The organism is Pelagibius sp., from assembly GCF_028289705.1.
Lineage (GTDB): Bacteria > Pseudomonadota > Alphaproteobacteria > Kiloniellales > Kiloniellaceae > Pelagibius.
This window is the reverse complement of the sequence record NZ_JANQOI010000184.1, coordinates 1-23,402: the sequence shown is the minus strand read 5'-3', so window position 1 is coordinate 23,402 and position 23,402 is coordinate 1. Positions and strand designations below refer to the sequence as shown.

General features: G+C 69.0%; 18 protein-coding genes. 16 read left to right on the top strand and 2 right to left on the bottom strand.

The features are described from left to right. Positions 1-13 precede the first annotated feature (13 nt). From cobN to Q0996_RS23585, 15 genes are all read left to right on the top strand, one after another. On the top strand, positions 14-3,757 hold the full coding sequence (cobN, locus tag Q0996_RS23655) for a cobaltochelatase subunit CobN (RefSeq protein ID WP_299626020.1): 3,744 nt from the start codon (positions 14-16) through the stop codon (positions 3,755-3,757). Continuing rightward, entirely contained in the window at positions 3,757-4,392 is a 636-nt protein-coding gene (cobO, locus tag Q0996_RS23650; RefSeq protein WP_299626017.1) for a cob(I)yrinic acid a,c-diamide adenosyltransferase, read from the top strand. Before cobN ends, cobO begins: the two co-directional genes overlap by 1 nt. 17 nt (positions 4,393-4,409) lie before the next feature. Beyond that, positions 4,410-5,903 carry a cobyric acid synthase gene (locus Q0996_RS23645; RefSeq protein WP_322096797.1) on the top strand — a complete coding sequence of 498 codons (1,494 nt, stop codon included), beginning with the start codon at positions 4,410-4,412 and terminating at the stop codon, positions 5,901-5,903. A 49-nt stretch (positions 5,904-5,952) separates the two neighbouring features. Further along, on the top strand, positions 5,953-7,005 hold the full coding sequence (locus tag Q0996_RS23640) for a sirohydrochlorin chelatase (protein WP_299626011.1): 1,053 nt from the start codon (positions 5,953-5,955) through the stop codon (positions 7,003-7,005). A gap of 370 nt (positions 7,006-7,375) precedes the next feature. Beyond that, a complete protein-coding gene (locus Q0996_RS23635; RefSeq protein WP_299626008.1) occupies positions 7,376-8,056 on the top strand; it encodes a precorrin-8X methylmutase in 681 nt (226 codons plus the stop codon). A 12-nt stretch (positions 8,057-8,068) separates the two neighbouring features. Further along, positions 8,069-9,286 (top strand): precorrin-6y C5,15-methyltransferase (decarboxylating) subunit CbiE, encoded by a 1,218-nt coding sequence (gene cbiE / locus Q0996_RS23630; protein ID WP_322096794.1) that lies wholly within the window; start codon positions 8,069-8,071, stop codon positions 9,284-9,286. Then, a complete protein-coding gene (locus tag Q0996_RS23625; RefSeq protein WP_299626005.1) occupies positions 9,283-9,987 on the top strand; it encodes a precorrin-2 C(20)-methyltransferase in 705 nt (234 codons plus the stop codon). Before cbiE ends, Q0996_RS23625 begins: the two co-directional genes overlap by 4 nt. Further along, the gene (gene cobJ / locus Q0996_RS23620) at positions 9,984-11,804 is read left to right on the top strand and encodes a precorrin-3B C(17)-methyltransferase (protein WP_299626002.1); all 1,821 of its coding nucleotides are present in this window, start codon (positions 9,984-9,986) and stop codon (positions 11,802-11,804) included. Before Q0996_RS23625 ends, cobJ begins: the two co-directional genes overlap by 4 nt. Beyond that, on the top strand, positions 11,801-12,565 hold the full coding sequence (gene cobM, locus Q0996_RS23615; RefSeq protein ID WP_299625999.1) for a precorrin-4 C(11)-methyltransferase: 765 nt from the start codon (positions 11,801-11,803) through the stop codon (positions 12,563-12,565). Before cobJ ends, cobM begins: the two co-directional genes overlap by 4 nt. A 131-nt stretch (positions 12,566-12,696) precedes the next feature. Further along, a complete protein-coding gene (locus Q0996_RS23610) occupies positions 12,697-13,386 on the top strand; it encodes a GntR family transcriptional regulator (protein ID WP_299625997.1) in 690 nt (229 codons plus the stop codon). 75 nt (positions 13,387-13,461) lie between these two features. Further along, complete coding sequence (locus Q0996_RS23605) at positions 13,462-14,487, top strand: amino acid ABC transporter substrate-binding protein (RefSeq protein WP_299625994.1); 1,026 nt, start codon at positions 13,462-13,464, stop codon at positions 14,485-14,487. Positions 14,488-14,563: 76 nt separating this feature from the next. Next, complete coding sequence (locus tag Q0996_RS23600) at positions 14,564-15,775, top strand: amino acid ABC transporter permease (RefSeq protein ID WP_299625991.1); 1,212 nt, start codon at positions 14,564-14,566, stop codon at positions 15,773-15,775. 4 nt (positions 15,776-15,779) lie between these two features. Continuing rightward, positions 15,780-16,898, top strand: a complete 1,119-nt coding sequence (locus Q0996_RS23595; RefSeq protein ID WP_299625988.1) for an amino acid ABC transporter permease — start codon at positions 15,780-15,782, stop codon at positions 16,896-16,898. Then, on the top strand, positions 16,895-17,662 hold the full coding sequence (locus tag Q0996_RS23590; RefSeq protein WP_299625985.1) for an amino acid ABC transporter ATP-binding protein: 768 nt from the start codon (positions 16,895-16,897) through the stop codon (positions 17,660-17,662). The genes Q0996_RS23595 and Q0996_RS23590 overlap by 4 nt, the downstream gene beginning before the upstream one ends. Positions 17,663-17,721: 59 nt before the next feature. Then, positions 17,722-18,939, top strand: a complete 1,218-nt coding sequence (locus Q0996_RS23585) for an aminotransferase class V-fold PLP-dependent enzyme (protein WP_299625982.1) — start codon at positions 17,722-17,724, stop codon at positions 18,937-18,939. Positions 18,940-19,126: 187 nt separating this feature from the next. Here Q0996_RS23585 and Q0996_RS23580 read toward each other — a convergent pair whose 3' ends face one another. Further along, positions 19,127-19,573, bottom strand: coding sequence for a DMT family transporter (locus tag Q0996_RS23580; RefSeq protein ID WP_299625979.1), 447 nt, complete (start codon positions 19,571-19,573; stop codon positions 19,127-19,129). Positions 19,574-19,750: 177 nt separating this feature from the next. Here Q0996_RS23580 and Q0996_RS23575 point away from each other — a divergent pair, with 177 nt between their 5' ends. Beyond that, positions 19,751-20,995: a hypothetical protein gene (locus tag Q0996_RS23575; protein ID WP_299625976.1), complete on the top strand. Its 1,245-nt coding sequence runs from the start codon at positions 19,751-19,753 to the stop codon at positions 20,993-20,995. Between the two features lie 34 nt (positions 20,996-21,029). Here Q0996_RS23575 and Q0996_RS23570 read toward each other — a convergent pair. After that, on the bottom strand, positions 21,030-23,402 hold a 2,373-nt coding region (locus tag Q0996_RS23570), incomplete at its 5' end, for an efflux RND transporter permease subunit (protein WP_299625971.1).

Genomic DNA, 23,402 nt, shown 5'->3' with positions numbered 1-23,402 from the left:
ACCGGCTAGGCCCATGCACCTCCTCCAGGCAACGCCCGGAGCCATCGCCGACGGATCGGAAGCCGTCGATCTCGGCCAGACGCCGGGCGACATCGTCTTTCTCTCCGCCGCGGATACGGAGCTGGCGGCCCTGGCCGCGGCCCAAGTGGCGCTGGGCGAAGGACAGCCGAGCCTGCGTCTCGCCAACCTCATGCAGCTCGGCCACAACCTCTCGGTCGACCTCTATGTCGAGCAGGTCATCGCCGGGGCGAAGCTGGTGGTGGTGCGGCTCCTGGGCGGGGAGAGTTACTGGCCCTACGGTGTCGAGCAGATCCATGCGGCATGCCGTGCCGAGGGAATCAGGCTCGCCATGCTGCCCGGCGATGAGCAGCCGGACCCCGGTCTTGCGGCCTACTCGACCCTGGAAGAGGAGGCGGCCTTCCGTCTCTGGCGTTACTGCATCGAGGGCGGGCCGGAGAACGCCCGCAACTTCCTGGCCTATGCCGCGAGTCTGCTGGGGTGGGAGAGCGGCTGGCGGGAGCCGCGCCCCCTGCTGCGCGCCGGCCTCTACTGGCCCGGTACAGACCAGCCGAGCCTGGCGGACCTGCGGCAGACCTGGAAGACCGCCGCGCCGGTGGCCGCCCTGGTCTTCTACCGGGCGCTGCTGCAGGCCGGCAACCTGGCGCCGGTCGATGCGCTGATCGCCGCCCTGCGGGCGCGCGGAATCAATCCGCTGCCGCTGTTCTGCAGCAGCCTGAAGGATCCGCAGTGCGCCGAGGTGGTGCGCAGCCTGCTCAGCGAGGCCAAGGCGGAGATCGTGCTGAACGCCACCGGCTTCGCGCTGACCGCGCCCGGGGCGTCGCGCGCCGAGACGCCCTTCGACGCCTGCGACGGGCCGGTCCTGCAGGTGGTCTTCTCCGGCGGCAACGCAAATGCTTGGGCGGAGGGCACCACCGGCCTGTCGGCCCGCGACATCGCCATGAACGTCGCCCTGCCGGAGGTGGACGGGCGGCTGCTCACCCGTGCCGTCTCCTTCAAGGGGGAGGCCCGCTTCGACGAAGCGACCCAGACCTCTGTCGTCGCCTACGAGCCGCAGGCCGACCGCATCGACTTCGTGGCGCAACTGGCGCGCAACTGGCTGCGCCTGCGCCGTCTGCCGGCGGGCAAGCGCTCGGTCGCGCTGATTCTCGCCAACTATCCCAACAAGGACGGCCGGCTCGGCAACGGCGTGGGGCTGGACACGCCGGCGGGGACCTTCAACGTCCTGAAGGCGCTGCAGGCCGCCGGCTACCACACCGGCGCGCTGCCCGCCGACGGGCAGGCGCTGATCGAACGCCTCGCCGCCGGGCCGACCAACGATCTGACGGAGCGGGCGCGGCGCCCCGGCGGCGAGGCCTATCTGCTGACCGCCTACAAGCGCTTCTTCGCGAGCCTGCCGCAGGCGGTTCGAGACGCGGTGGTCGAGCGCTGGGGTGCGCCGGAGGCCGACCCCTTCGTCGAGGGAGAGAGCTTCCGCCTGGCGGCCTTCCGCCTGGGCAAAATCGTGGTCGGGCTGCAGCCGGCCCGCGGCTATAACATCGATCCCGTCGCCAGCTACCACGACCCCGACCTGGTGCCGCCCCACGGCTATCTCGCCTTCTATGCCTGGCTGCGGGAAGTGGTGGGCGTGCAGGCGGTCGTCCACATGGGCAAGCACGGCAACATGGAGTGGCTGCCCGGCAAGGCCCTGGCGCTTTCCGAAGCCTGCTTTCCCGAGGCCGTTTTCGGCCCGCTGCCGCATCTCTACCCCTTCATCGTCAACGATCCGGGGGAGGGGACCCAGGCCAAGCGCCGCGCCCAGGCGGTGATCGTCGACCACCTGACGCCGCCGCTCACCCGCGCCGAGACCTACGGCCCGCTGGCCGAGCTGGAGCGCCTGGTGGACGAGTACTACGACGCCGCCGGGCTCGACCCGCGGCGCCTCAAGGTTCTGCGCGAGGAGATTCTGGAGCTTTCGGCGCGCGCCGGGCTGGACAAGGACTGCGGCATTGCCGCGGAGGACGATCCGGACACGGCCCTGGGCAAGCTGGACAACCATCTCTGCGAACTGAAGGAAATGCAGATCCGCGACGGCCTGCATGTCTTCGGCGAGGCCCCCGGCGACCGCCAGGAAACCGACCTGCTGGTGGCGCTGACTCGCCTGCCGCGCGGGCGCGGGGAGGGGGGCGAGGCCTCCCTGATCCGCGCGCTGGCCGCCGACCTCGGCCTCGACGGTTTCGATCCTCTGGACTGCGTGCTTGGGGAGGCTTGGGAGGGGCCGCGTCCGGCGGCCCTCGGCACACCGGAAGGCTGGCGCAGTCGGGGCGACACGGTGGAGCGCCTGGAGGAACTGGCGGAGGCGCTGGTGGCGGGCGCACGCCAACCCGAGACGGATTGGTCGCGCACGAGGGCGGTTCTGGACGAGATCGAGACGCGCGTGCGCCCCGCCGTTGCCGCCTCCGGCCCTGCGGAGATCGCTGGCCTGCTCACCGGCCTCGACGGACGCTTCGTCGAGCCCGGTCCCTCCGGCGCGCCGACCCGCGGCCGCCTGGACGTGCTGCCCACGGGCCGCAACTTCTATTCCGTCGACACCCGCACGGTGCCGACGCCTGCAGCCTGGCAGCTCGGCTGGGCCTCGGCCGAGCGGCTGCTGCTACGCCATCGGCAGGAGGAGGGGGCCTGGCCGCGCCGCCTGGCGCTCTCGGCCTGGGGGACGGCCAACATGCGCACCGGCGGCGACGACATCGCCCAGGCCCTGGCGCTGATGGGGGTGAAGCCGACCTGGGAGACCGCCTCGCGCCGCATCACCGGCTTCGAGATCCTGCCGCTCTCCGTGCTCGACCGGCCGCGCATCGACGTGACGCTCCGCGTCTCCGGCTTTTTCCGTGACGCCTTCCCGGCGCAGATCGATCTGGTCGACTCCGCGGCCCGGGCGGTGGCCGCCCTCGACGAACCGCCGGAGCAGAACCCCCTGGCCGCCCAGGTGGCGGAAGACAAGGCGCGGCTGATGGCCACCGGCACCTCGGAACAGGACGCCGCGCGCCGCGCCGGCTTCCGGGTTTTCGGGTCCAAGCCCGGTGCTTACGGGGCGGGGCTGCAGGCGCTCATTGACGAGCGCGGCTGGCGCGAGGCGGCGGACCTCGCCAAGGCCTATCTCGCCTGGGGCGGCTATGCCTACGGCGCCGGGGCCGGCGGCGCGGCGGAGCAGGGCCTCTTCGAAGACCGCCTCGGCAAGGTGGAGGCCGTGGTGCACAACCAGGACAACCGCGAGCACGACCTGCTGGACTCCGACGACTACTACCAGTTCGAGGGCGGCCTGACGGCGGCGGTGGAACACCTCTCCGGCGCCCGGCCGCGGGTCTACCACAACGACCACTCGCGCCCGGAAAGCCCGAAGATCCGTACCCTGGAGGAGGAGATCGCCCGCGTGGTCCGCGCCCGGGCGGTCAATCCCAAGTGGATCGCCGGCGTCATGCGCCACGGCTACAAGGGCGCCTTCGAGATGGCGGCGACGGTGGACTATCTCTTCGCCTTCGCGGCGACCACCGGGGCCGTCGCCGATCATCACTTCGATGCCGTCTACGAGGCTTACCTGGAAGACCCGGCTGTGCGATCCTTCCTGGAAGACAACAACCCGGCGGCCCTGGCCGAGATGGCCGACAGACTGGCCGAGGCCCAGGAGCGCGGCCTCTGGCGCGCCCGCTCCAACTCCGCCGCCGCCGAACTGACGAGCCTGAGAGGCCTGGAGGTCGCCGAGTAATGTCCGAACCCACCGAAGACGAAATCAACGCGCGGGCCAACGAAAAGGCGCGCAAGCGTAAGGCCGCGCGCGAAAGGATGCTGGCCGACAAGACCAAGGAAAAGGGCCTCCTGATCGTCCACACCGGCAAGGGCAAGGGCAAGTCGACGGCGGCCTTCGGCCTGGTGTTCCGCGCCCTGGGCAACGGCATGCGCGTCGGCATCGTGCAGTACGTGAAAGGCAAGTGGGAAACCGGGGAGCGCCACGCCCTGGAGAAGTTCGGCGATCAGGTGACCATCCGCGCCATGGGCGAAGGCTTCACCTGGGATACCCAGGACCGCGCCCGCGACATCGCCGCCGCCAAGGCCGCCTGGGAAAAGTCCAAGGAGATGATCGAGGCCTGCCGGGGTCCGGATCGGCCCTACGACATGATCCTGCTGGACGAACTGAACATCGTGCTGCGCTACGACTATCTGCCGCTGGACGAAGTGCTGGCGGTGCTCGGCAACCGGCCGGAGATGCTGCACGTCATCGTCACCGGCCGCAACGCCAAGCCGGAGCTCATCGAGGCCGCCGATCTCGTCACCGAGATGACCCAGGTGAAGCACCCCTTCCGGGAGCAGGGCGTGAAAGCCCAGGTCGGGGTCGAGTTTTGAGCGTGACGCCGGCCATCATGCTGCAGGGCACCGGCTCCGACGTCGGCAAGTCCCTGCTGGTGGCCGGGCTCTGCCGCGCCTTCACCCGGCGCGGGCTGGCAGTGCGACCCTTCAAGCCGCAGAACATGTCCAACAACGCGGCGGTCACGGCCGACGGCGGCGAGATCGGCCGGGCCCAGGCGCTGCAGGCGCGGGCCTGCGGCCTGGCGCCCGCCACCGACATGAACCCGGTGCTCTTGAAGCCGCAAAGCGAAGTCGGTGCCCAGGTCGTGGTGCAGGGGAAGGTCCGGGGCAACGCCAAGGCCCGCGCCTATCAGGCCATGAAGGGCGAACTGCTGCCCAGGGTGCTGGAGAGTTTCGCGCGCCTGGAGGCGGCCGCCGATCTGGTGATCGTGGAAGGGGCCGGCAGCCCGGCGGAGGTCAACCTGCGGGCCGGCGACATCGCCAACATGGGATTCGCCGAGGCCGCCGAGGTTCCGGTGCTGCTGGTCGCCGACATCGACCGCGGCGGCGTCATCGCCTCCCTGGTGGGCAGCCATGCCGTCATGGAGGCCGTAGATGCGCGGCGTGTGGCCGGCTACGTCATCAACAAGTTCCGTGGCGATGTGAGCCTCTTCGACGAGGGGCTGGGCATCATCTCCGGCCACACCGGCTGGCCCGCTCTGGGCGTGGTGCCGTTTTTCGCCGAGGCCCGCAATCTCCCGGCGGAAGACGCGGTGGCCCTGGACAACACCGAAGCGGTCTCGGGGCGGGCGATCAAAATCGCCGTGCCGCGGCTGGCGCGCATCGCCAACTTCGACGACTTCGACCCGCTGATCGCCGAGCCCGACGTGGCCGTCGACTTCGTGGCGCCGGGCCGGGCGCTGCCGGGGGATGCCGATCTGGTGATCCTGCCCGGCTCCAAGGCCACCCTCGCCGATCTTGCCTTCTTCCGCGCGCAGGGCTGGGACCTGGATCTCGCCGCGCACCTGCGCCGCGGCGGCCGGGTCCTGGGGCTCTGCGCTGGCTATCAGATGCTTGGCCGGCGCCTCGCGGACCCCGACGGCATCGAGGGACCGAAAGGCGCGGTGGCGGAGGGGCTGGGGCTCCTGGAGGTGGAAACCCGTCTCACCGGCGAGAAGACCCTGGAGGCTGTCGACGGCAGGCATCTGGAAAGCGGTACGCCTGTGCACGGCTACGAGATGCATGTGGGGGTGACGACGGGGGAGGGGACCGCCCGGCCTTTCCTCGATCTCGCCGGGCGCCCGGAAGGCGCCGTTTCGGCGGACGGCAAGGTGGCCGGCTGCTATCTGCATGGGATCTTCGCCGACGATGCCTTTCGCCAGGCCTTTCTCGCCGCACTGAGCGAACGGGACCATTCCGGCCTCGCCTATGAAGCGATGGTGGAGGCGACTCTGGACGCCCTGGCGGCGCACCTGGAAGCGCACCTGGATCTCGAAGGGATTCTGGAGATCGCCCGGCGCCGCGGCGTCGAACAATTCCCTTTGCCCCGCCCCCGGCGGGCCCCGTAAAGTCCGGCCAAGAAGACAGGCGGCGCAACGGGCGTTTTAGGAGAGACGGATGAGCAAGATCGGCGTGATGGTCTGCGGCCACGGCAGCCGCGACGAGGGCGCGGTGCGGCAGTTCGAGGCGGTGGCCCGGGGCATCCGCGAACGCCTGCCCCAGTACCCCGTGGAAAGCGGTTTCCTGGAGTTCGCCACGCCCATCATCCGCGACGGCCTGGACAAGCTGCGCGCCCAGGGCGTCACCCGCTGCCTCGCGGTGCCCGGCATGCTCTTTGCCGCCGGCCACGCCAAGAACGACATCCCCTCGGTGCTCAACACCTATCAGACCCAGCACCCGGAGATGAGCATCGACTACGGCCGCGAACTGGCCATCGACCCGAAGCTGCTGCGCGCCGCCGGCGACCGCGTGGAGGCGGCGCTGCAGGCCGCCGGCGATGACGTGCCGCGCCACGAGACTCTGCTCATGGTGGTGGGCCGCGGCGCCTCCGACCCCGACGCCAACTCCAACGTCGCCAAGGTCATGCGCATGCTCTGGGAGGGGCACGGCTTCGGCTGGGGGGAGACCTGCTATTCCGGGGTCACCTTCCCGCTGGTGGAGCCGGGGCTGGAGCATGCCGCCCGCTTGGGCTACCGGCGTATCGTGGTGTTCCCCTACTTCCTTTTCACCGGCATCCTGGTGAAGCGCATCTACGACTACACCGATCAGGTGGCGGCGCGCCATCCGGAGATCGAGTTCGTCAAGGCCTCTTACCTCAACGACCATCCGGCGGTGCTCGACGCCTTCGCCGAGAGGGTGCAGGAGATCCTCGACGGCGAGAATCTGATGAACTGCAAGCTCTGCAAGTATCGCGAGCAGGTTCTGGGCTTCGAGGCGGAGGTCGGCCTGCCCCAGGAAAGCCACCACCACCACGTCGAAGGCATCGGCACCGGCCCCGCACACGATCATGGGCACGATCACGACCATCATCACCACCATCATGGTCACGACCACGACCATAGTCATGACCACGGCCACGGGCATGATCATGGCCATGACCACCATCACCATCCCTATCCCCACGCCGACCACCCCCTGGGGCCGGTCAGCATGAACAAGAAGTCGGCGTGACTGCCTGCGGCACACCCCCCTCCCTAACCCTCCCCCGCAAGGGGGGAGGGAAGGGTGTTGCAGATCTCAATGGCACCCCCTCCCCCTTGATGGGGGAGGGATGGGGTGGGGGTGACACGCCGTCCGCCGTGCGAAGATCGCCAACCTTGTCATGCTCGGGCTTGACCCGAGCATCCATGGCCGCGGCCAGGACCGGAACGGCTGAGCGATGGACCCTCGGAACAAGTCCGAGGGTGACGGAAAAAGAGTGGCGGTACCTGCGCGTGATCTCGAACATCGTGTTTCGCAGCACGCCACAAGCCGTCCAACCGTCATGCTCGGGCTTGTCCCGAGCATCCATGGTTGGGGCCAGGACCGGAACGGCTGAGCGATGGACCCTCGGAACAAGCCCGGGGGCAACGAGGAGCGTGGCGTGACCACGGCGCTCGACGACTACCTCCGCGATCCGCGGGAGATCACCCGGCGCTCCTTCGCCATCGTGCGCGCGGAAACCGATCTCAGCCGCTTCCCCGAGGACATCGCCGACATCGCGCTGCGGGTGGTGCACGCCTGCGGCATGCCAGAGATCGCCGGCGATCTCGCCTTCGGCGGCGACCTGGTGGGCAAGGGCCGCCGCGCCTTGGAGGCCGGTGCGCCGGTCCTGGCGGACTGCGCCATGGTCGCCGACGGTGTGACCCGGGCGCGCCTGCCGGCGGACAATCCCGTGCTCTGCACCTTGAACGACCCGCGCACGCCGGATCTGGCGCGAGACGGGAAGACCACCCGCTCCGCCGCCGCCGTCGACCTCTGGCGCGACGACCTCGAAGGGTCTGTTGTGGCCATCGGCAATGCGCCCACGGCGCTGTTCCGCCTGCTGGAACTGCTGCGCGACGGTGCGCCGCGCCCGGCGGCGATCCTCGCCTTTCCCGTCGGTTTCGTCGGCGCCGCCGAGTCCAAGGAGGCGCTGGTCGGCGCCGACCTGGGCGTGCCCTATCTGACGCTGCGCGGCCGTCGCGGCGGCAGTGCCATGGCCGCCGCCGCCGTCAACGCCCTGGCGCGGGCCGGGCTCTAGGGAGCGGGGCCCGTGCTGGAAACGCACACACCCTGGCTTTCCCTCGTCGGCATCGGCGAGGACGGGCTCGCCGGCCTGACCGCGCCCGCCCGCACCCTTGTGGACGATGCCGAGGTGCTGATCGGCGGGGAACGCCATCTCGCCATGGTGCCCGACGACGGCCGCGAGCGGCTGGCCTGGCCGAGCCCGCTGACGGCGCTGGTCGAGGAGATTGCCGGGCGGCGCGGCCAGCGGGTCTGTGTGCTCGCCACCGGCGATCCCCTCTGGTACGGCGTTGGCGTTTCGCTGCTGAAGCGCATCCCGCGGTCGGAGATGGCGATCCTGCCTGGGCGCTCGGCCTTCGCGCTGGCCGCTGCCCGGCTCGGTTGGCCGCTGGCGGAGGTGGAGACCCTGACCCTGCACGGACGTCCCCTCGCGCTGCTGCAGCCCTTCGTGCAGCCGAGGGCCAAGCTCCTGATCCTGAGCGACGGCGCGGCGACCCCGGCGGCGGTGGCGGCGCTGCTGCGCGACCGTGGCTACGGCGACAGCGCGATGACCGTGCTCGAACATCTCGACGGGCCGGAGGAGCGGCGCCTGGACGGAAAGGCCGCCGACTGGCAGGCCAACGATATCGCCGATCTCAATACACTCGCCGTCGACTGTGCCGCCGGGCCGGAGGCGGCCCTGCTGCCGCGGGTGCCGGGCCTGCCCGATACGGCCTTTCGCCACGACGGCCAGATGACCAAGCGGGAGGCGCGGGCCGTCACCCTGGCGGCCCTGGCGCCCGTCGCCGGGCAATTGCTCTGGGACGTCGGGGCCGGCTGTGGCTCCATCGCCGTGGAATGGATGCGCGCGGTGCCGAGGGCCCGCGCCGTCGCCATCGAGCGCAAGGCCGAGCGCCGCGCCATGATCGCCGAGAATGCCGAGGCCCTGGGTGCGCCGCTGCTGAAGATCGTCGCCGGCACGGCGCCGGACGCCCTCGAAGGACTGGAGGCTCCCGACGCGGTCTTCGTCGGCGGCGGTGCCTCCGAGCCGGGATTGATCGAAGCTTGCTGGCAGGCCCTGAAGCCCGGCGGCCGCCTGGTGGCCAACGCCGTGACCCTGGAGGGCGAGCAGGCGCTCCTGGCCTGGCAGAAGGCCAAGGGCGGATCGCTCACCCGCCTTGCCGTGTCCCGGGCCGAGCCCGTCGGGCCCTTCCAGGGCTGGCGGCCGTTGATGCCGGTCACCCAGTACGCGGCGACCAAGCCATGAGCGGCACTCTCTACGGCCTCGGCACCGGGCCCGGCGATCCCGAGCTGATCACGGTGAAGGCTCTGCGCCTTCTGCAGGCGGCGCCGGTGCTGGCCTATCCGGCGCCGGAAGAGGGGGAGAGCCTGGCCCGCGCCATCGTCGCCGAGCACCTGCCCGGCGGCCAGACGGAGATCGTGCTGCGCATGCCCATGGTCGCCGCGCGCTTTCCGGCGCAGGAGGTCTACGACTGGGCGGCGGAGGAGATCGGCGGCCACCTGGAAGCGGGCCGCGACGTGGCGGTGCTCTGCGAGGGCGATCCCTTCTTCTACGGCTCCTTCATGTATCTCTTCGGCCGCATGGCGGAGCGCTTTCCGGTGGAGGTGGTGCCGGGAGTCTCCTCCCTCACTGCCTGCGCCGCTGTTCTCGGCGCGCCTCTGGCGGCCCGCAACGACGTGCTGACCGTGGTGCCCGCACCCCTGGACGAAGCCGACCTGGCGGCGCGGCTGCGCGGCGTGGAGGCGGCGGCGGTGATCAAGGTGGGACGCCACCTGCAGAAGGTGCGCAAGGTGCTCACCGAGTTGGAGCTGCTGGACCGCGCCCGCTACGTCGAACGGGCCACCATGGGCAGCCAGCGCATTCTTCCTCTGGACAGCCTGGACGAGGCGAATGCGCCCTACTTCTCCATGATCCTGGTGCACAGCCGGGGGGAGGCCTGGGCATGACGGACCTGGCGCCGGCCCTGATCGTGCTGACCTCCGGCGGTGGCGCTTTGGCGGCGCGCCTGAAGGCCGTCCTGCCGACGGCGCTGATCTATGGGCGCGAGGGCCGGGTCGAACATGCGGATGTCGTCTTCGAAGACTTCGGTGCCGAGGTCCGGGCCGCCTTCCTGCAAGGACGGCCCATCGTCGGCATCGCCGCCGCCGGCACCCTGATCCGCGCCCTGGCACCGCTCATTGCCGACAAGCATGGCGAGCCGCCGGTGGTGGCGGTGGCGGAGGACGGCGGCGCCGTCGTGCCTCTCCTGGGCGGCCATCGCGGCGCCAATGCCCTGGCTCGGCGGATCGCGGTGGCGCTGGGCATCGAAGCCGCCGTCACCACCGCCGGCGACCGCCGCTTCGCCGTGGCGCTGGACGCGCCGCCGCCGGGCTGGCGTCTGGGAAATTCTCAACATTACAAAGGTTTCGCCGCCGCTCTTCTCTCCGGTGCGGACGTTAAGATGGAGGGTGAAGCGCGGTGGCTTTCGGAGAGCGGCCTGCCGTTCACTGAGAGCGGCAGCCTGGCCATCCAAGTGACTGAAAAAGCGGGAAATCCGGGCGAAGTTCAACTGGTTTATCATCCGGCGGTGCTGGCCCTCGGCGTCGGCTGCGAGCGCGGCACGGCGCCGGCGGAACTGGCCGAGCTTGTGCGATCCACCCTGGACAGCGCGGGGCTGTCGCCCCAGGCCGTCGCCGGGGTCTTCTCCATCGACGTGAAAGCCGACGAGGCCGCGGTGCTGGATCTGGCCGAGGGTCTCGGCGTGCCCGCGCGCTTCTTCACCGCGGCGGCGCTGGAGGCGCAGACGCCGCGCCTTGCCAATCCGTCGGCGCTGGTGTTCCGCGAGGTCGGTTGTCACGGCGTGGCCGAGGGCGCGGCCCTGGCCGCCGCCGGGCCGGAGGGCAAGCTCCTGGTCGCCAAGACCAAGTCGCGGCGCGCCACCTGCGCCGTCGCCCTGGCGCCGGAGATCATCGACGCGGACAGTTTGGGCCGCGGTCGCGGCAGCCTCGCCGTGGTCGGCACCGGCCCCGGCGATCCGGTCTGGCGGACGCCCGAGGTGGAGGCCGCCGTGCTGCGGGCCGGCGACCTCGTGGGCTACGGTCTCTACCTCGACCTGCTGGGCCCGCTCGCCGCCGGCAAGGCCCGCCACGCCTATGAATTGGGCGAGGAGGAGGCCCGCGTGCGGGTCGCCCTGGAACTCGCCGCCGAGGGCCGCGACGTCGCCCTGGTCTGCTCCGGCGATCCGGGCATCTACGCCATGGCGGCGCTGGTCTTCGAACTGCTGGAGCGGGAAACGGACCCGGCCTGGCGGCGCATCGCCGTCTCCGTCATGCCGGGCCTTTCGGCGCTGCAGGCGGCCGCCGCCCGCGCCGGCGCGCCTCTCGGTCACGACTTCTGCACCATCTCCCTCTCCGATCTGCTGACGCCCTGGGAGGTCATCGAACGGCGGGTGCGGGCGGCGGCGGAGGGCGACTTCGTGGTCGCCTTCTACAATCCGGTCTCCAGGCGCCGTACCCGGCAGCTTGCGGCGGCGGCCGAGATCCTGAGGCGCCACCGCCCCGACGACACGCCGGTGATCCTGGCGCGCAATCTGGGCCGCGACGGCGAGAGCCTGACCACGGTGGACCTGTCGGACCTGACCCCGGAGATGGTGGACATGCTGACGGTGGTGCTGGTGGGCTCCAGCGAGACGCGGCGGGTGGCGCGCGGCGACGGCGGTACTTGGATCTATACCCCCCGCGGCTATGCGGCCAAAGCCAAGAAGGGCTCGGAGGACGCGGCATGACCGTCTACTTCATCGGCGCCGGCCCCGGTGCGCCGGACCTCATCACCCTCCGCGGGCGCGACCTCATCGCCCGCTGCCCCGTGGTGCTCTACGCCGGCTCACTGGTACCGGCGGAGGTGGTGGGCTTCGCCCAAGAGGGCGCAAAGGTGCTGGACACCGCGCCCATGACCCTCGATGCCATTCTCGAAGAGATCGAGGCGGCGCATCGCGACGGACAGGACGTGGCGCGGGTGCATTCCGGCGACCCCTCCCTCTACGGCGCCATCGCCGAGCAGATCCGCCGCCTGCGCGCGCTGGGAATTCCCTTCGAGATCGTGCCCGGCGTGCCGGCCTATGCTGCCGCTGCCGCCGCCCTGGAGTGCGAGCTTACCCTGCCGGAGATCAGCCAGACCCTGATCCTCACCCGCACGGCCATGAAGGCCTCGGCCATGCCGGAGGGCGAGGATCTGGCGACCCTGGCCCGCTCCGGCGCCACCCTGGCCATCCACCTCTCGGTGCGCAACCTGAAGCACATCGAAGCGGAGCTGACGCCTTTCTACGGCGCCGACTGTCCGGTGGCCGTGGTCTACCGCGCCTCCTGGCCGGACCAGCAGATCCTCCGCGGCACCCTGGCGGACATCCGCGGGAAGGTGCGCGCCGCGAAGATCACCCGCACGGCGCTGATCCTGGTGGGCCGGGTCCTCGACGAGACCGACTTCAGCGACAGCCGCCTCTACGATCCCTCCCACGTCCACGTGCTGCGTCCCAAGCGCAGCGCCTGAGCGGCGGGGCCCCCTCACTCCCTCAGACACTGAAGACTGCGCGCAGGCGGCCCGGCCCCTGGGCCGGCGCCTGGAGACCGCGCGGTGCCCATGTTGACATGCCGGTGGTGTTGTGATGGTATACCACTGTCATGCCAAAGACGAAGAGTTCGGAAAAGGACAGGGCCTACGCCCGTCTGCTGGATCTGATCCTTCGCGGAAAGATCTCGCCGGAGGAGCCGCTGGCCGAACGCCGGCTGGCGGACTCCCTGCGCATCGGGCGCACGCCGGTGCGCGAGGCGATCAAGGATCTGGTGCGCGAGGGGGTGCTGGAGGCGCATCCCACCCGCGGTACCTTCGTGCGCCAGCTCTCGCTGCGGGACGTGCAGGAGATCTATCAGGTCCGCTACGCCATCGAGGGGCTGGCGGCCTTTCTGGCGGCCGAGCGCGGGCCGACGCAGGCACTGCTGGATTTCGGGCCGCGCTTTCGCGCCGCCATCGAGACGCCGGAGACCTGCGAGGTGGCGGAGGTCTACGACCAGGGCGCGGACTTTCACCTGGAAGTCTTCCGCTGCGCCGGCAACCGCAACCTGCTTGAGATCTACCGGCCGATCCGCCTGCGGTTCCGCATCGCGCTCGGCATGCCGCGGCATCACGACCCGCAGCGGGTCTTCAAGTCCGCCGCCGAGCACCTGGAGATTCTCGAGGCCATCGAGGCACGCAACGGCGAGGAGGCGCAGCGGCTGATCTGCGATCACCTGCACAAAGGGCTGGAGGTGCGCACCCGACTCTTCCAGGGCATCAGCCGCCCCGGCCCGGAAACGATCGTTACGACGCACTAGCGGGCGGCACTTGGCCGACCCCGGTACATGCGATCTTGAAATCAATCACATGAAAGAAAAACAGGGAGCAAAGTCATGAAACGGGTAGTCACTGTAAGCACAATCGCTCTTGCCCTCGCGGCGACCCTGCCGGGCGCGGCGAACGCGGGGCCGACCCTGGATGCCGTTGTCGAGCGCGGCGCCGTCATCTGCGGTGTCAACGGCAACCGGGCGGGCTTCTCCGCCTTGGACAGCCGCGGCGAATGGTCCGGGATGGACGTCGATACCTGCAAGGCCATTGCCGCCGCCGTGCTGGGCGACGGCAGCAAGGTGCAGTTCGTAAAGACGACCAGCCAGACCCGCTTTACCGCCCTGCAGACCGGCGAGATCGACGTGCTGACCCGAAACGTGACCTGGACCCTCAGCCGCGACGCCAAGCTCGGCATCGATTTCGTCGCGCCGACCTTCTACGACGGCCAGGGTTTCATGGTGAACAGGAACACCGGCGCGGAGAGCGTCAAGGACCTGGACGGGGCCACGGTCTGCGTGCTGCCCGGCTCGACCTCGGAAAAGGTCGCTGCCGACGTCTTCAAGGCCAACGGCCTGAGCTACACCCCGGTGGTGATCGAGAGCAAGAAGGAGCTGAACACCGCCTTCTTCGGCGGGCGCTGCGACGTGCATGTGCAGTCGACCTCGGGCCTCAGCTCGGCCCGGGCCACGGTGGCGCCGAACCCGGACGACTACATCATCCTGCCGGGCGTCTACGGCAAGGACCCCATGGGGCCGGTGGTGCGCCAGGGCGACGCCCAGTGGCGCGACATCGTCGCCTGGTCGGTCTATGCCATGATGAGCGCCGAGGAACTGGGCGTGACCTCGGCGAACGCCGACGACATGAAGGGCTCGACGGATGCCGAAACCGTTCGCCTGCTGGGCGGCAAGGGCAATCTCGGGGAGACCCTCGGCCTCGACAACGACTGGGCCTACCGCATCGTCAAGCAGGTCGGCAACTACGGTGAGGTCTTCGAGCGCAACGTTGGCGACGGCTCGCCGCTGAAACTGGCCCGCGGCATCAACAGCCTCTGGACCCAGGGCGGCCTGCTCTACGCTCCGCCGTTCAAGTAGCCGCTTCTGTCGCCGCCCAGTTTCGAGGTGCCTGACGGGCGCCTCGAAACCGGCAGCCTTTTGACAGGGCCGGACGATGATCGAGCAGATCTCCCATGCCCCGCGGCGGCAGGCGCCGGCCAAGCGGCCCCCTCTAAGCCTGAGCGGGCTTTGGCATAGCCTCGCCGTTCGCTCCTGGGCCTATCAGATCGCGGTGGTCGCCGCGGTCATCGGCATGGCCGTCTACATGGTGGGCAACGCCCAGGACGCCATGGAGCGGCGCGGCATCGCCACAGGCTTCGGCTTCCTGGGGGAGGAAGCCGGCTTCGACATCGGCGAGTCGCTGATTGCCTTCAACTCGGAGAACTCCTTCCTGCGCGCCTACGGCGTCGCCGTCCTGAACACCCTCAAGGTCTCGGTCTTCAGCATCCTCTTCGCGACCCTGATCGGCGTCGTCCTCGGCATCGCCCGCCTCTCCAGCAACGTTCTGGTGGCGAAGCTCTCCGCGGCCTATGTGGAGATCTTCCGCAACACCCCGCAGCTCGTGCAGATCATCTTCTGGTACACCCTCATCACCCAGCTTCCCGCGCCCAAGCAGGCGTTCAGTCTTTTCGATGCGGTGTTCCTCACCAACCGCGGGCTCATTCTGCCCTGGCCGGAAGCCGATCCGGTCTATCTCTGGACCGCGCTGGCCTTGGTCTGCGCCTGCGGGGCGGCGGTCCTCCTGCTGCGCTGGGCGGACCGCTTGCGCCGCCGCACCGGGCGCCGGGTGCGGGTGGTCTGGTGGAACCTCGGCCTGATCCTGGCCGCGCCGCTTCTGGTGTGGTCCCTCGGCGGCGCGCCGACGGCGGTCTCCATCCCCTACCTGAAGGGCTTCAACTTCACCGGCGGCCTGGCCGTCTCGCCGGAGTTCCTGGCGCTGTTGCTGGGTCTGTCGCTCTACATCGCCGCCTTCATCGCGGAGATCGTGCGCTCCGGCATCCAGTCGGTGGGCAAGGGGCAGATCGAGGCCTCGCGCAGCATCTGCCTGCGGCCGTCCGACACCTACCGCAAGGTCATCCTGCCCCAGGCGCTGCGCGTCATCGTGCCGCCGACGGCGGCGCAGTACGTCAGCCTGGTGAAGAACAGCTCTCTCGGGGTCGCCATCGGCTATCCGGAGCTGTTCAACGTCAACAACACCATCGTCACCTTGAGCGGCCATACCACAGAGGCCATCGCGATGATGATGGCGATCTATCTCTCGATCTCCTTTTCCATCGCGGTGGTCATGAACCTCTACAACAGAGCCGTTCAGATCAAGGAGCGATGAAGAGATGAGCACTACAGGCTCCATTTCCTTCGCCGTTCCGCGCTCCGCACCGCGGCGGGACCCGCCGGCCCGGGAAGCCGGGGTGCTGCTGTGGCTGCGCAAGAACCTTTTCAGTTCCGTCTACAACAGTGCCCTGACGCTGCTTGCCCTCTGGGCGCTCTTCGTCACCATCCCGGACTTCGTCGCCTGGGCTTTCGTCGATGCCGTCTGGCAGACCGACGATCCGGCGGCCTGCCGGGCGGCGGCCGGCGCCTGCTGGGCGGTGGTGGCGGAAAAACACCGGGTGATGCTCTTCGGCACCTTTCCCTACGACGAGCACTGGCGTGCCGTCGCGGTGATCGCCGTGGTGATCGCCATGGCCATCGTTTCGGTCTTCAAACGCTTCTGGTCCTATTGGCTCTTCGTCGCCTGGCTGGGGGCGACCGGCATCGTCTTGCTGCTGCTTCTGGGCGGTCTCTTCGGCCTCACGCCGACGGGCACCCATCAGTGGGGCGGCCTGCCGCTCACACTCCTGATGTTCGTCGGCACCGTGGTCGGCGGGATGCCGCTGGCGATCATGCTGGCGCTGGGCCGCCGCTCCTCGCTGCCGGCGATCAAGGCGATCTGCATCGGCTTCATCGAGATCGTGCGGGGCGTGCCCCTGATCACCGTGCTGTTCATGGCATCGCTGATGTTCCCGCTGTTCATGCCGGAAGGGCTGACCATCGACAAGTTTCTGCGCGCGCAGATCGGCATGATCCTGTTCTTCGCCGCCTATGCGGCGGAGATCGTGCGCGGCGGGCTGCAGGCCATTCCGCGCGGCCAGTACGAGGCCGCCGATGCCATCGGGCTCGGCTATTGGCAGAAGACCGGCCGCATCGTCCTGCCCCAGGCCCTGCGGATCGTGCTGCCGGCGCTGATGAACGACATCATCCGCGCCTTCAAGAACACCACCTTCGTATCCATCATCGGCCTCTTCGACGTACTCGGCGCCACCGCAACGGCGCTGGAGGACCCGCTCTGGGTGCTCTACGCGTTGGAGGCCTATGTCTTCATCTTCGTGCTCTACTTCGTCTTCTGCTACGCCATGTCGAAGTACAGCGAGCGGGTGGAGCGGGATCTGAGCAAGGGACGGAACCTATGAGCCTGATCGAAGACGGCGCCTCCGGGGCCGGCGCGCCCATCGTCGAGCTGCGCGACGTCAACAAGTGGTACAGCGACTTCCACGTGCTGCGCGATGTGACCCTCACCGTGGGCCGGGGCGAAAAGGTTGTGATCTGCGGGCCTTCGGGCTCGGGCAAGTCGACCCTGATCCGCTGCATCAACCGCCTGGAAGAACATCAGGAAGGCGAGATCTTCGTCGACGGCGTGGAACTGGTGCCGGACGTGCGCCGGATCGAGGCGATCCGCCGCCAGGTCGGCATGGTCTTTCAGAGCTTCAATCTCTTTCCCCATCTCACGGTAATGGACAACCTGACCCTCGGGCCGATCCTGGTGCAGGGAACCCCGCAGGAGGCCGCCGAGGCCGGTGCCATGGAGCTTCTGGAACGGGTCAAGATCCCCGATCAGGCCTGGAAGTACCCCGGCCAGCTTTCCGGCGGCCAGCAGCAGCGGGTGGCCATTGCCCGGGCGCTGATGCTGCGGCCCAAGGTGATGCTGTTCGACGAGCCGACCTCCGCCCTCGATCCCGAAATGATCAGCGAGGTGCTGGAGGTGATGGTCGAGCTGGCGCAGGAGGGCATGACCATGATCTGTGTCACCCACGAGATGGGCTTTGCCCGTAAGGTGGCGGATCTGGTTGTCTTCATGGACGAGGGGGAGATCGTCGAGGCGGCACCGCCGGAGCAGTTCTTCGCCGACGCGCGCAACGAGCGGACGAAACTGTTTCTCAGCCAGATCCTTCACTGATCCGCGCGCGCATGCCACAAGATGCGACCACGACAGAGCCAGGGAACCGACGCACAGCCATGACCAGCGAAGCCATCCTCCAGCAGCCTGAAGCGGACCCCTTCGAGACCTTCCGTGCGGGATTCCCGGCCTTGCGCGAGCAGACCTATCTGTCGATTTGCGAAAAGATGATCCTGCACGACGCGGTGCGGCGCGGCGTCGAGCTTTTTCTCGACCGCCTCGCCATGGCAACCGCGGACCGCGACGGCCACGAACAGATGGTGACGGGCGCGCGGGCGAAGTTCGCCCGGCTGATGAACGTCGCGCCGGCGACCATCGCCGCCGTCCGCAACGTCTCCGACGGGATCAACACCGTGGCCTGGGCCATGCCCATGGCCGAGGGCGACAACGTCGTGGTCAGCGCCGATGCGGAACATCCCAACAACCTCTATCCCTGGCTGAGGCTGGGGCGGCGGGGTAACGAGGCGCGGATGGTCGCGCCGCGGCCCGACGGCTCCCTCGACATCGATGCGATGATCGCGGCGATCGATGCGCGCACCCGGATCGTGAGCTGTGCCTCGGTCACCTTCGCCCCGGGCCACCGCAGCGACATTGCGCGGCTGGGCGAGGCCTGCCGCGCGCGCGACGTCTTCCTGCTGGTCGACGGGGTGCAGTCCGCCGGCATCCTGGCCCACGACCTTTCCGCCGAGCCCATCGACGGCCTGGCAACCTCCACCTCCAAGGGGCTTCTGGGGCTCTACGGTTTCGGTTTCCTCTACGTTTCACCGAAGTGGATCGAGCGGCTGGAGCCGGCCTACCTCTCCCGCCCGGCGGTCAAGATGCTCACCGACGACCACTCGACCATGGGCGGACACGACTACGAACTGCAGCCGGACAGCCGCCGCTTCGAGGTCGGCAGTTACAACCTGGCCGGGGCCTATGCTGCCGATGCGGCCCTCGACCTCCTGCTGGACCTCGGCATCGCGGCCATCGAGGAGCGGGTGCTGCCGCTGGCGGGCGCGCTGACCGAGGGCGGCGCGGCGCATGGCCTCACGCCGGCGGTTCCCAGCAAGGGGCCCAGCCAGTCACACGTGGTGACCTTCGGTGCGCTGGATGCCGGCGGGCATGGCTTCTCCAGCGATCCTATGATTGCGCCGCTTTCGGCCTATCTGCGCGAGGCCAAGGTGGCCCACACCATCCGGCGCGGCCAGCTCCGATTCGCGCTCCACGCCTACAACAACGCCGACGACATCGATCGCACGCTGGACTGCATCGCGGCCGCAATGAAGTCCCTTTAGCAGGCTGTTGGAAGAGCCAGTTTTGTGATTGGCCTCGTGCTTCGAGCCACCGACTTCGCCGGTTCCTCAGCATGAGGCCAATCAATCCATTGCCTTGCCTCACCCTGAGGAGGGCCGACAGGCCCGTCTCGAAGGGTGGCGTGCTCCGCAAGGCTGCCTGTTCGGCAACCAGTTAGAAGGCTTTCGCTCAGAGGCGGGAGAGGATCAGCCCGGCGCAGACCAGCGCGACCGCGCCGACCCGCGGCAGGGTGATCTCCTGGACCGGAAGTCCGAAGGCGCCGACGGCGTCCAGGATCAAGGCCGCCGTGAGCTGGCCCAGGATCACCGCGGCGAAGGTGGTGACCACGCCCAGCTTGGGCACGCTCCACAGCATCGCCCAGACGAAGTAGGCGCCCAGGGCCCCGCCGATCCAACACCACCAGGGCACGGCCTTCAGAACGCCGAGGGAGGGCAGCGGGCCGCGGGTGCTGGTCAGGCCCAGCAGCAGAACGAAGCCGATGCCGAAGGAGATGGTGGCGGCGAGCACGCCGTCGCCCACCCGGTCGCCGAGCGCGGCGTTGATCGGGGCCTGCAGGGCCAGGGCGATCCCGCCGACGCCGACGCAGGCCAGAGCAATCCAAAAAGGTACGGCCACCCGCCTGTCCTCCCTCGCTGAGCAAAAAGGCGAACAGTTTATCCGTTGGCCGTGCCCTTGTCCGGGATTTCCGGCATCCGCGCACCGGGCCGATCATCAAGCTTTCACTTGACTCCCCGCCACAGCCGGCGGGAGGCTGGAGACCGCTACCACAACCAAGGCGCATTGGAGGTGGTCATGTCCAGCCGTCCTCTCGTCATCGCCGCAACGTTCTGCGCTCTGCTCGCATCGCCCGGGAGTCACGCCGCCGGCCTGCCTGAGGCCGCCGGCAAGGATCTCGTCGAGGCGGTCTGCACGAGCTGCCATCCGGTCAACCGCATCACCCGCAGCTCAGGTTACAGTCACGCGGACTGGCGGGAACTGGCGGACACAATGGTCGATCTCTCCGCCAGCCCTGCGGAACAGGATCAGATTCTCACCTATCTGGCGGCGCAGTTCCCGCCCAACGACCGGCGGACGCCGAGGCTGGTGCCCGGCGAGGCGCGGGTCGCCTTCAAGGAATGGGTGGTCCCGACCCTGGGCCAGCGGCCGCGCGACCCCATCGAAGCGGCCGACGGCACCGTCTGGTGGGCCGGCCAGTGGGGCAACCTGATCGGCCGCATCGATCCCGCCACCGGCGCCATGCAGGAGTATGCTCTGCCCGAGCGCTCGATGCCGCACACCGTCACCCTCGACCGGGCCGGCAACGTCTGGTTCACCGGAAACAAGAACGGCACCATGGGCAAGCTCGACCCGGCGACCGCCGAGATCACCGTCTACAAGATGCCGGATCCCGCCGCGCGGGACCCGCACTCGGCGATCTTCGATGCCGAGGGGATCCTGTGGTTCACCCTGCAGCACAGCAACATGATCGGACGGCTCGACCCGGTGAGCGGCGCGGTCAGGCTGGTGACCATGACGCGCCCCGGCGCGCGGCCTTACGGCATCAAGATCGACGCCGAGGGAAATCCCTGGTTCGCATGTAACGGCAGCAACTGCCTGGTGAAGGTCGATCCGGCCACCATGGCCCTGACGGTGGTCGACCTGCCGATTCCCGCGACCACGGTGCGGCGCCTGGATATCGCCGAAGACGGCATGATCTGGTACGTCAACTCGTCGCAGGGGCGGCTCGGGCGGCTCGACCCGGTGAGCGGCGCGATCCGGGAATGGCCCTCGCCCAGCGGGCCGGCCTCTCACCCCTACGCCCTGGCCATTGTCGACGGCATCGTCTGGTACAACGAGTCGGGCAAGCGCCCGGACACGCTGGTGCGCTTCGACCCGGCAAGCGAGCGGTTCCAGAGCTGGGCCATTCCCTCCGGCGGCGTCTATGCCGGGATTATCCGGCACATGCGCCCGACCCGCGACGGCAACCTGCTGATCCACCAGAGCGGCACCAACCGCGTGATGCTGGTCACCTTGGAACCGCCGACTGCGACGCAGTAGACAGGGCGGCCCTGGTTGACAGGCCGCGGGGTGGTCACGCCGCTGCTGGTGTCGGCTTCGCGGCCGGCGTCTTGCTGGGGATCTTCACGCCGTTGAACAGGGTGTAGAGCACCGGCACCGTCGCGAGTGTGAGGATCGTGCCCACCGACAGCCCGGCGGCGATGACCACGGCCATGGCGAAGAACAGCGGGTCCGGCGGCAGCATCAGCGGCAAGAGGCCGAGGATCGTGGTCAGGGTGGTCATCATCACCGGCTGCAGGCGGCTGACCGAGGCGTTGATCACGGCGTCGTAGGGCGTCGCCCCCTGTTCGATCTCCACCTTGATCTGATCCAACAGCACGATGGCGTTGTTGATGATGATCCCTGCCAGGCTGAGGAAGCCGAGCATGGCCATGAAGCCCATGAAAGCACCCGTCGCCAGCAGGCCGACGGCGGCCCCGACGAAGGACAGCGGAATGGTGATGAAGATGATCACCGGCTTGGTGAAGGAATTGAACTGCCAGACCAGGATCAGCACGATCAGCGCCAGACAGTGCGGCACGAACTCGAAGAGCGCCTGCTCGCCCTTGGCCGCGTCCTCCGGTTCGCCGCCCACCTCGATGCTGTAGCCGGCCGGAAGCCTCGCCTCGATCCGCTGCAGCGCCGGCTCGACAGCGGCCAGCAGCTCCACCGCCTGCAGCCAGGAGTGCTTGGCCTGCACCGTGACGGTGCGCTTGAGGTTATAGCGCTCGATGCGGCTGTATTGGTTGACCGGCACGAAGTCGGCCACCTCCGACAGCAGGACGCTGTGCCCGCCGCTGGCGGAATAGACCTCAATGGAGCGCAGGCGGTCCATATTGGTGCGCTCCGCGTCGTTGGCCCGCAGGACGATGGGGATGATCTGGTCGCCCTCGCGGTAGGCGGTGACCGCCTCGCCGGTGAAGAAGGTGTTGAGGCTCTGGGCGATCTCCTCGGAGGTGACGCCGGCCCGGCGCGCGCGCACCTGGTCGATCTCCACCAGCACCTTGGTGGTGCGGTTCTCCCAGTTGTTGTGGATGTCCAGGGCCCCGGGAACCGCCCGCAGGGCTGCCTCGACCTCCTTGCCGTAAGCGGCCACGGTCTCGAGGTCGCGACCGCGCAGCCGCACCTCCAGGAGTCCGGTTTCGGAATTGCCGAGGAAGAACTTCTTCAGCCGGCCATAGGCCTCGGGGTGGTTCTCCGCGAGATAGAGGCGGGACCGCTCGATTAGGGGGTCCACGGCTTCCACATCGCTGGCGGTGACCAGGATGAAGGCGACGTGGGGGTCCTCGTCGCGCGGCGCCAGGGGCACGAAAAAGCGCGGGCCGCCGTAACCGACATAGGCGACGTTGGACACCACCTCCGGGTTCACCTCCTCGTCGCCCAGCCAGGCGACCACCTTTTGCACCGTCTCGGCCGTGGCCTTGGTGGTCGCGCCGTTGGGCAGGTCGAGGTAGATGTAGAACTGGTTGCGCGAGGATTCCGGGAAGAACTGCTGGGGCACCTGCGCCAGCAGCGTGAAGCCGCCGACCAGTCCCGCGGCGACGGCGATCACGAAGGGAATGCGCGCGCGCAGCAGCCACCGCAGAACCGCTTTGTAGATTTGATAGACCCGGCCGTCGTAGGCCGCCTTGACCTGGGCCGGCGTCGTCTTCGGCTCACCCATGAACCAGACGCAGAGCAGCGGCGTGAAGCACATGGCCAGCAGCCAGGAGCTCATCAGCGCGATCATGATCACCAGCGACATGGAGCGCATGTATTCGCCGGAGCTGTCGCTCGCCAGCATCAGCGGCAGGAAGGCGAGGATCGTCGTCAGGGAGGAGGTCAGCAGCGGCAGGCTGAGCTGGCGGCCGGTCCCGAGGGCGGCCTCCTGCCGGCTCGCGCCCGCGGCCATGCGCCGGCCGATGTCCTCGGCGATGACGATACCGTTGTCGACCAGCAGGCCGAGGGCGATGATCATGGTGGCCAGGCTGACCCGCTCCAGCTCGATGCCCAGCACGCTCATGAAGACCAGCGAGACTAGCATGGTCAGCGGCACGATGGAGCCGACGATGAGGCCGGTGCGCCAGCCCAGGAACAGCATGACCATGGCCAGCACGATACCCAGGGTCTCGTAGACGTTGAGGGTGACGCCGTCCACGGACTCGGCCACGTAGTCGGCCTGGTAGGTCGCGAAGTCGAGGGCATAACCGATGGGCAGCTCCGCTTCGATCTCGGCCACCTTGGCTTTCACGCGCGGCCCGAAGTCGAGCACGTTCACGCCCTTTTTCTGCATCGAGACCGCGAGCACGATGGCCGGCTGGCCGTTGTAGTAGGCGAGGGCCTGGGGCGGGTCCTGGTAGGCCCGCGAGACGCTCAGGACGTCGCGCAGGTAGGCCACCTGTTCGGTCGCCGGAATGGTGATCACCGA

What these genes read in the sequence shown, in the direction of transcription:
- Q0996_RS23600 (WP_299625991.1), top strand. Translation starts at nt 14,564, where the DNA reads ATGATCGAGCAGATCTCCCATGCCCCGCGGCGGCAGGCGCCGGCCAAG.
- Q0996_RS23590 (WP_299625985.1), top strand. Translation starts at nt 16,895, where the DNA reads ATGAGCCTGATCGAAGACGGCGCCTCCGGGGCCGGCGCGCCCATCGTC.
- Q0996_RS23640 (WP_299626011.1), top strand. Translation starts at nt 5,953, where the DNA reads ATGAGCAAGATCGGCGTGATGGTCTGCGGCCACGGCAGCCGCGACGAG.
- cobN (WP_299626020.1), top strand. Translation starts at nt 14, where the DNA reads ATGCACCTCCTCCAGGCAACGCCCGGAGCCATCGCCGACGGATCGGAA.
- Q0996_RS23635 (WP_299626008.1), top strand. Translation starts at nt 7,376, where the DNA reads ATGGACCCTCGGAACAAGCCCGGGGGCAACGAGGAGCGTGGCGTGACC.
- cobJ (WP_299626002.1), top strand. Translation starts at nt 9,984, where the DNA reads ATGACGGACCTGGCGCCGGCCCTGATCGTGCTGACCTCCGGCGGTGGC.
- Q0996_RS23605 (WP_299625994.1), top strand. Translation starts at nt 13,462, where the DNA reads ATGAAACGGGTAGTCACTGTAAGCACAATCGCTCTTGCCCTCGCGGCG.
- Q0996_RS23610 (WP_299625997.1), top strand. Translation starts at nt 12,697, where the DNA reads ATGCCAAAGACGAAGAGTTCGGAAAAGGACAGGGCCTACGCCCGTCTG.
- cobO (WP_299626017.1), top strand. Translation starts at nt 3,757, where the DNA reads ATGTCCGAACCCACCGAAGACGAAATCAACGCGCGGGCCAACGAAAAG.
- Q0996_RS23585 (WP_299625982.1), top strand. Translation starts at nt 17,722, where the DNA reads ATGACCAGCGAAGCCATCCTCCAGCAGCCTGAAGCGGACCCCTTCGAG.
- Q0996_RS23645 (WP_322096797.1), top strand. Translation starts at nt 4,410, where the DNA reads ATGCTGCAGGGCACCGGCTCCGACGTCGGCAAGTCCCTGCTGGTGGCC.
- Q0996_RS23625 (WP_299626005.1), top strand. Translation starts at nt 9,283, where the DNA reads ATGAGCGGCACTCTCTACGGCCTCGGCACCGGGCCCGGCGATCCCGAG.
- cobM (WP_299625999.1), top strand. Translation starts at nt 11,801, where the DNA reads ATGACCGTCTACTTCATCGGCGCCGGCCCCGGTGCGCCGGACCTCATC.
- Q0996_RS23575 (WP_299625976.1), top strand. Translation starts at nt 19,751, where the DNA reads ATGTCCAGCCGTCCTCTCGTCATCGCCGCAACGTTCTGCGCTCTGCTC.
- Q0996_RS23595 (WP_299625988.1), top strand. Translation starts at nt 15,780, where the DNA reads ATGAGCACTACAGGCTCCATTTCCTTCGCCGTTCCGCGCTCCGCACCG.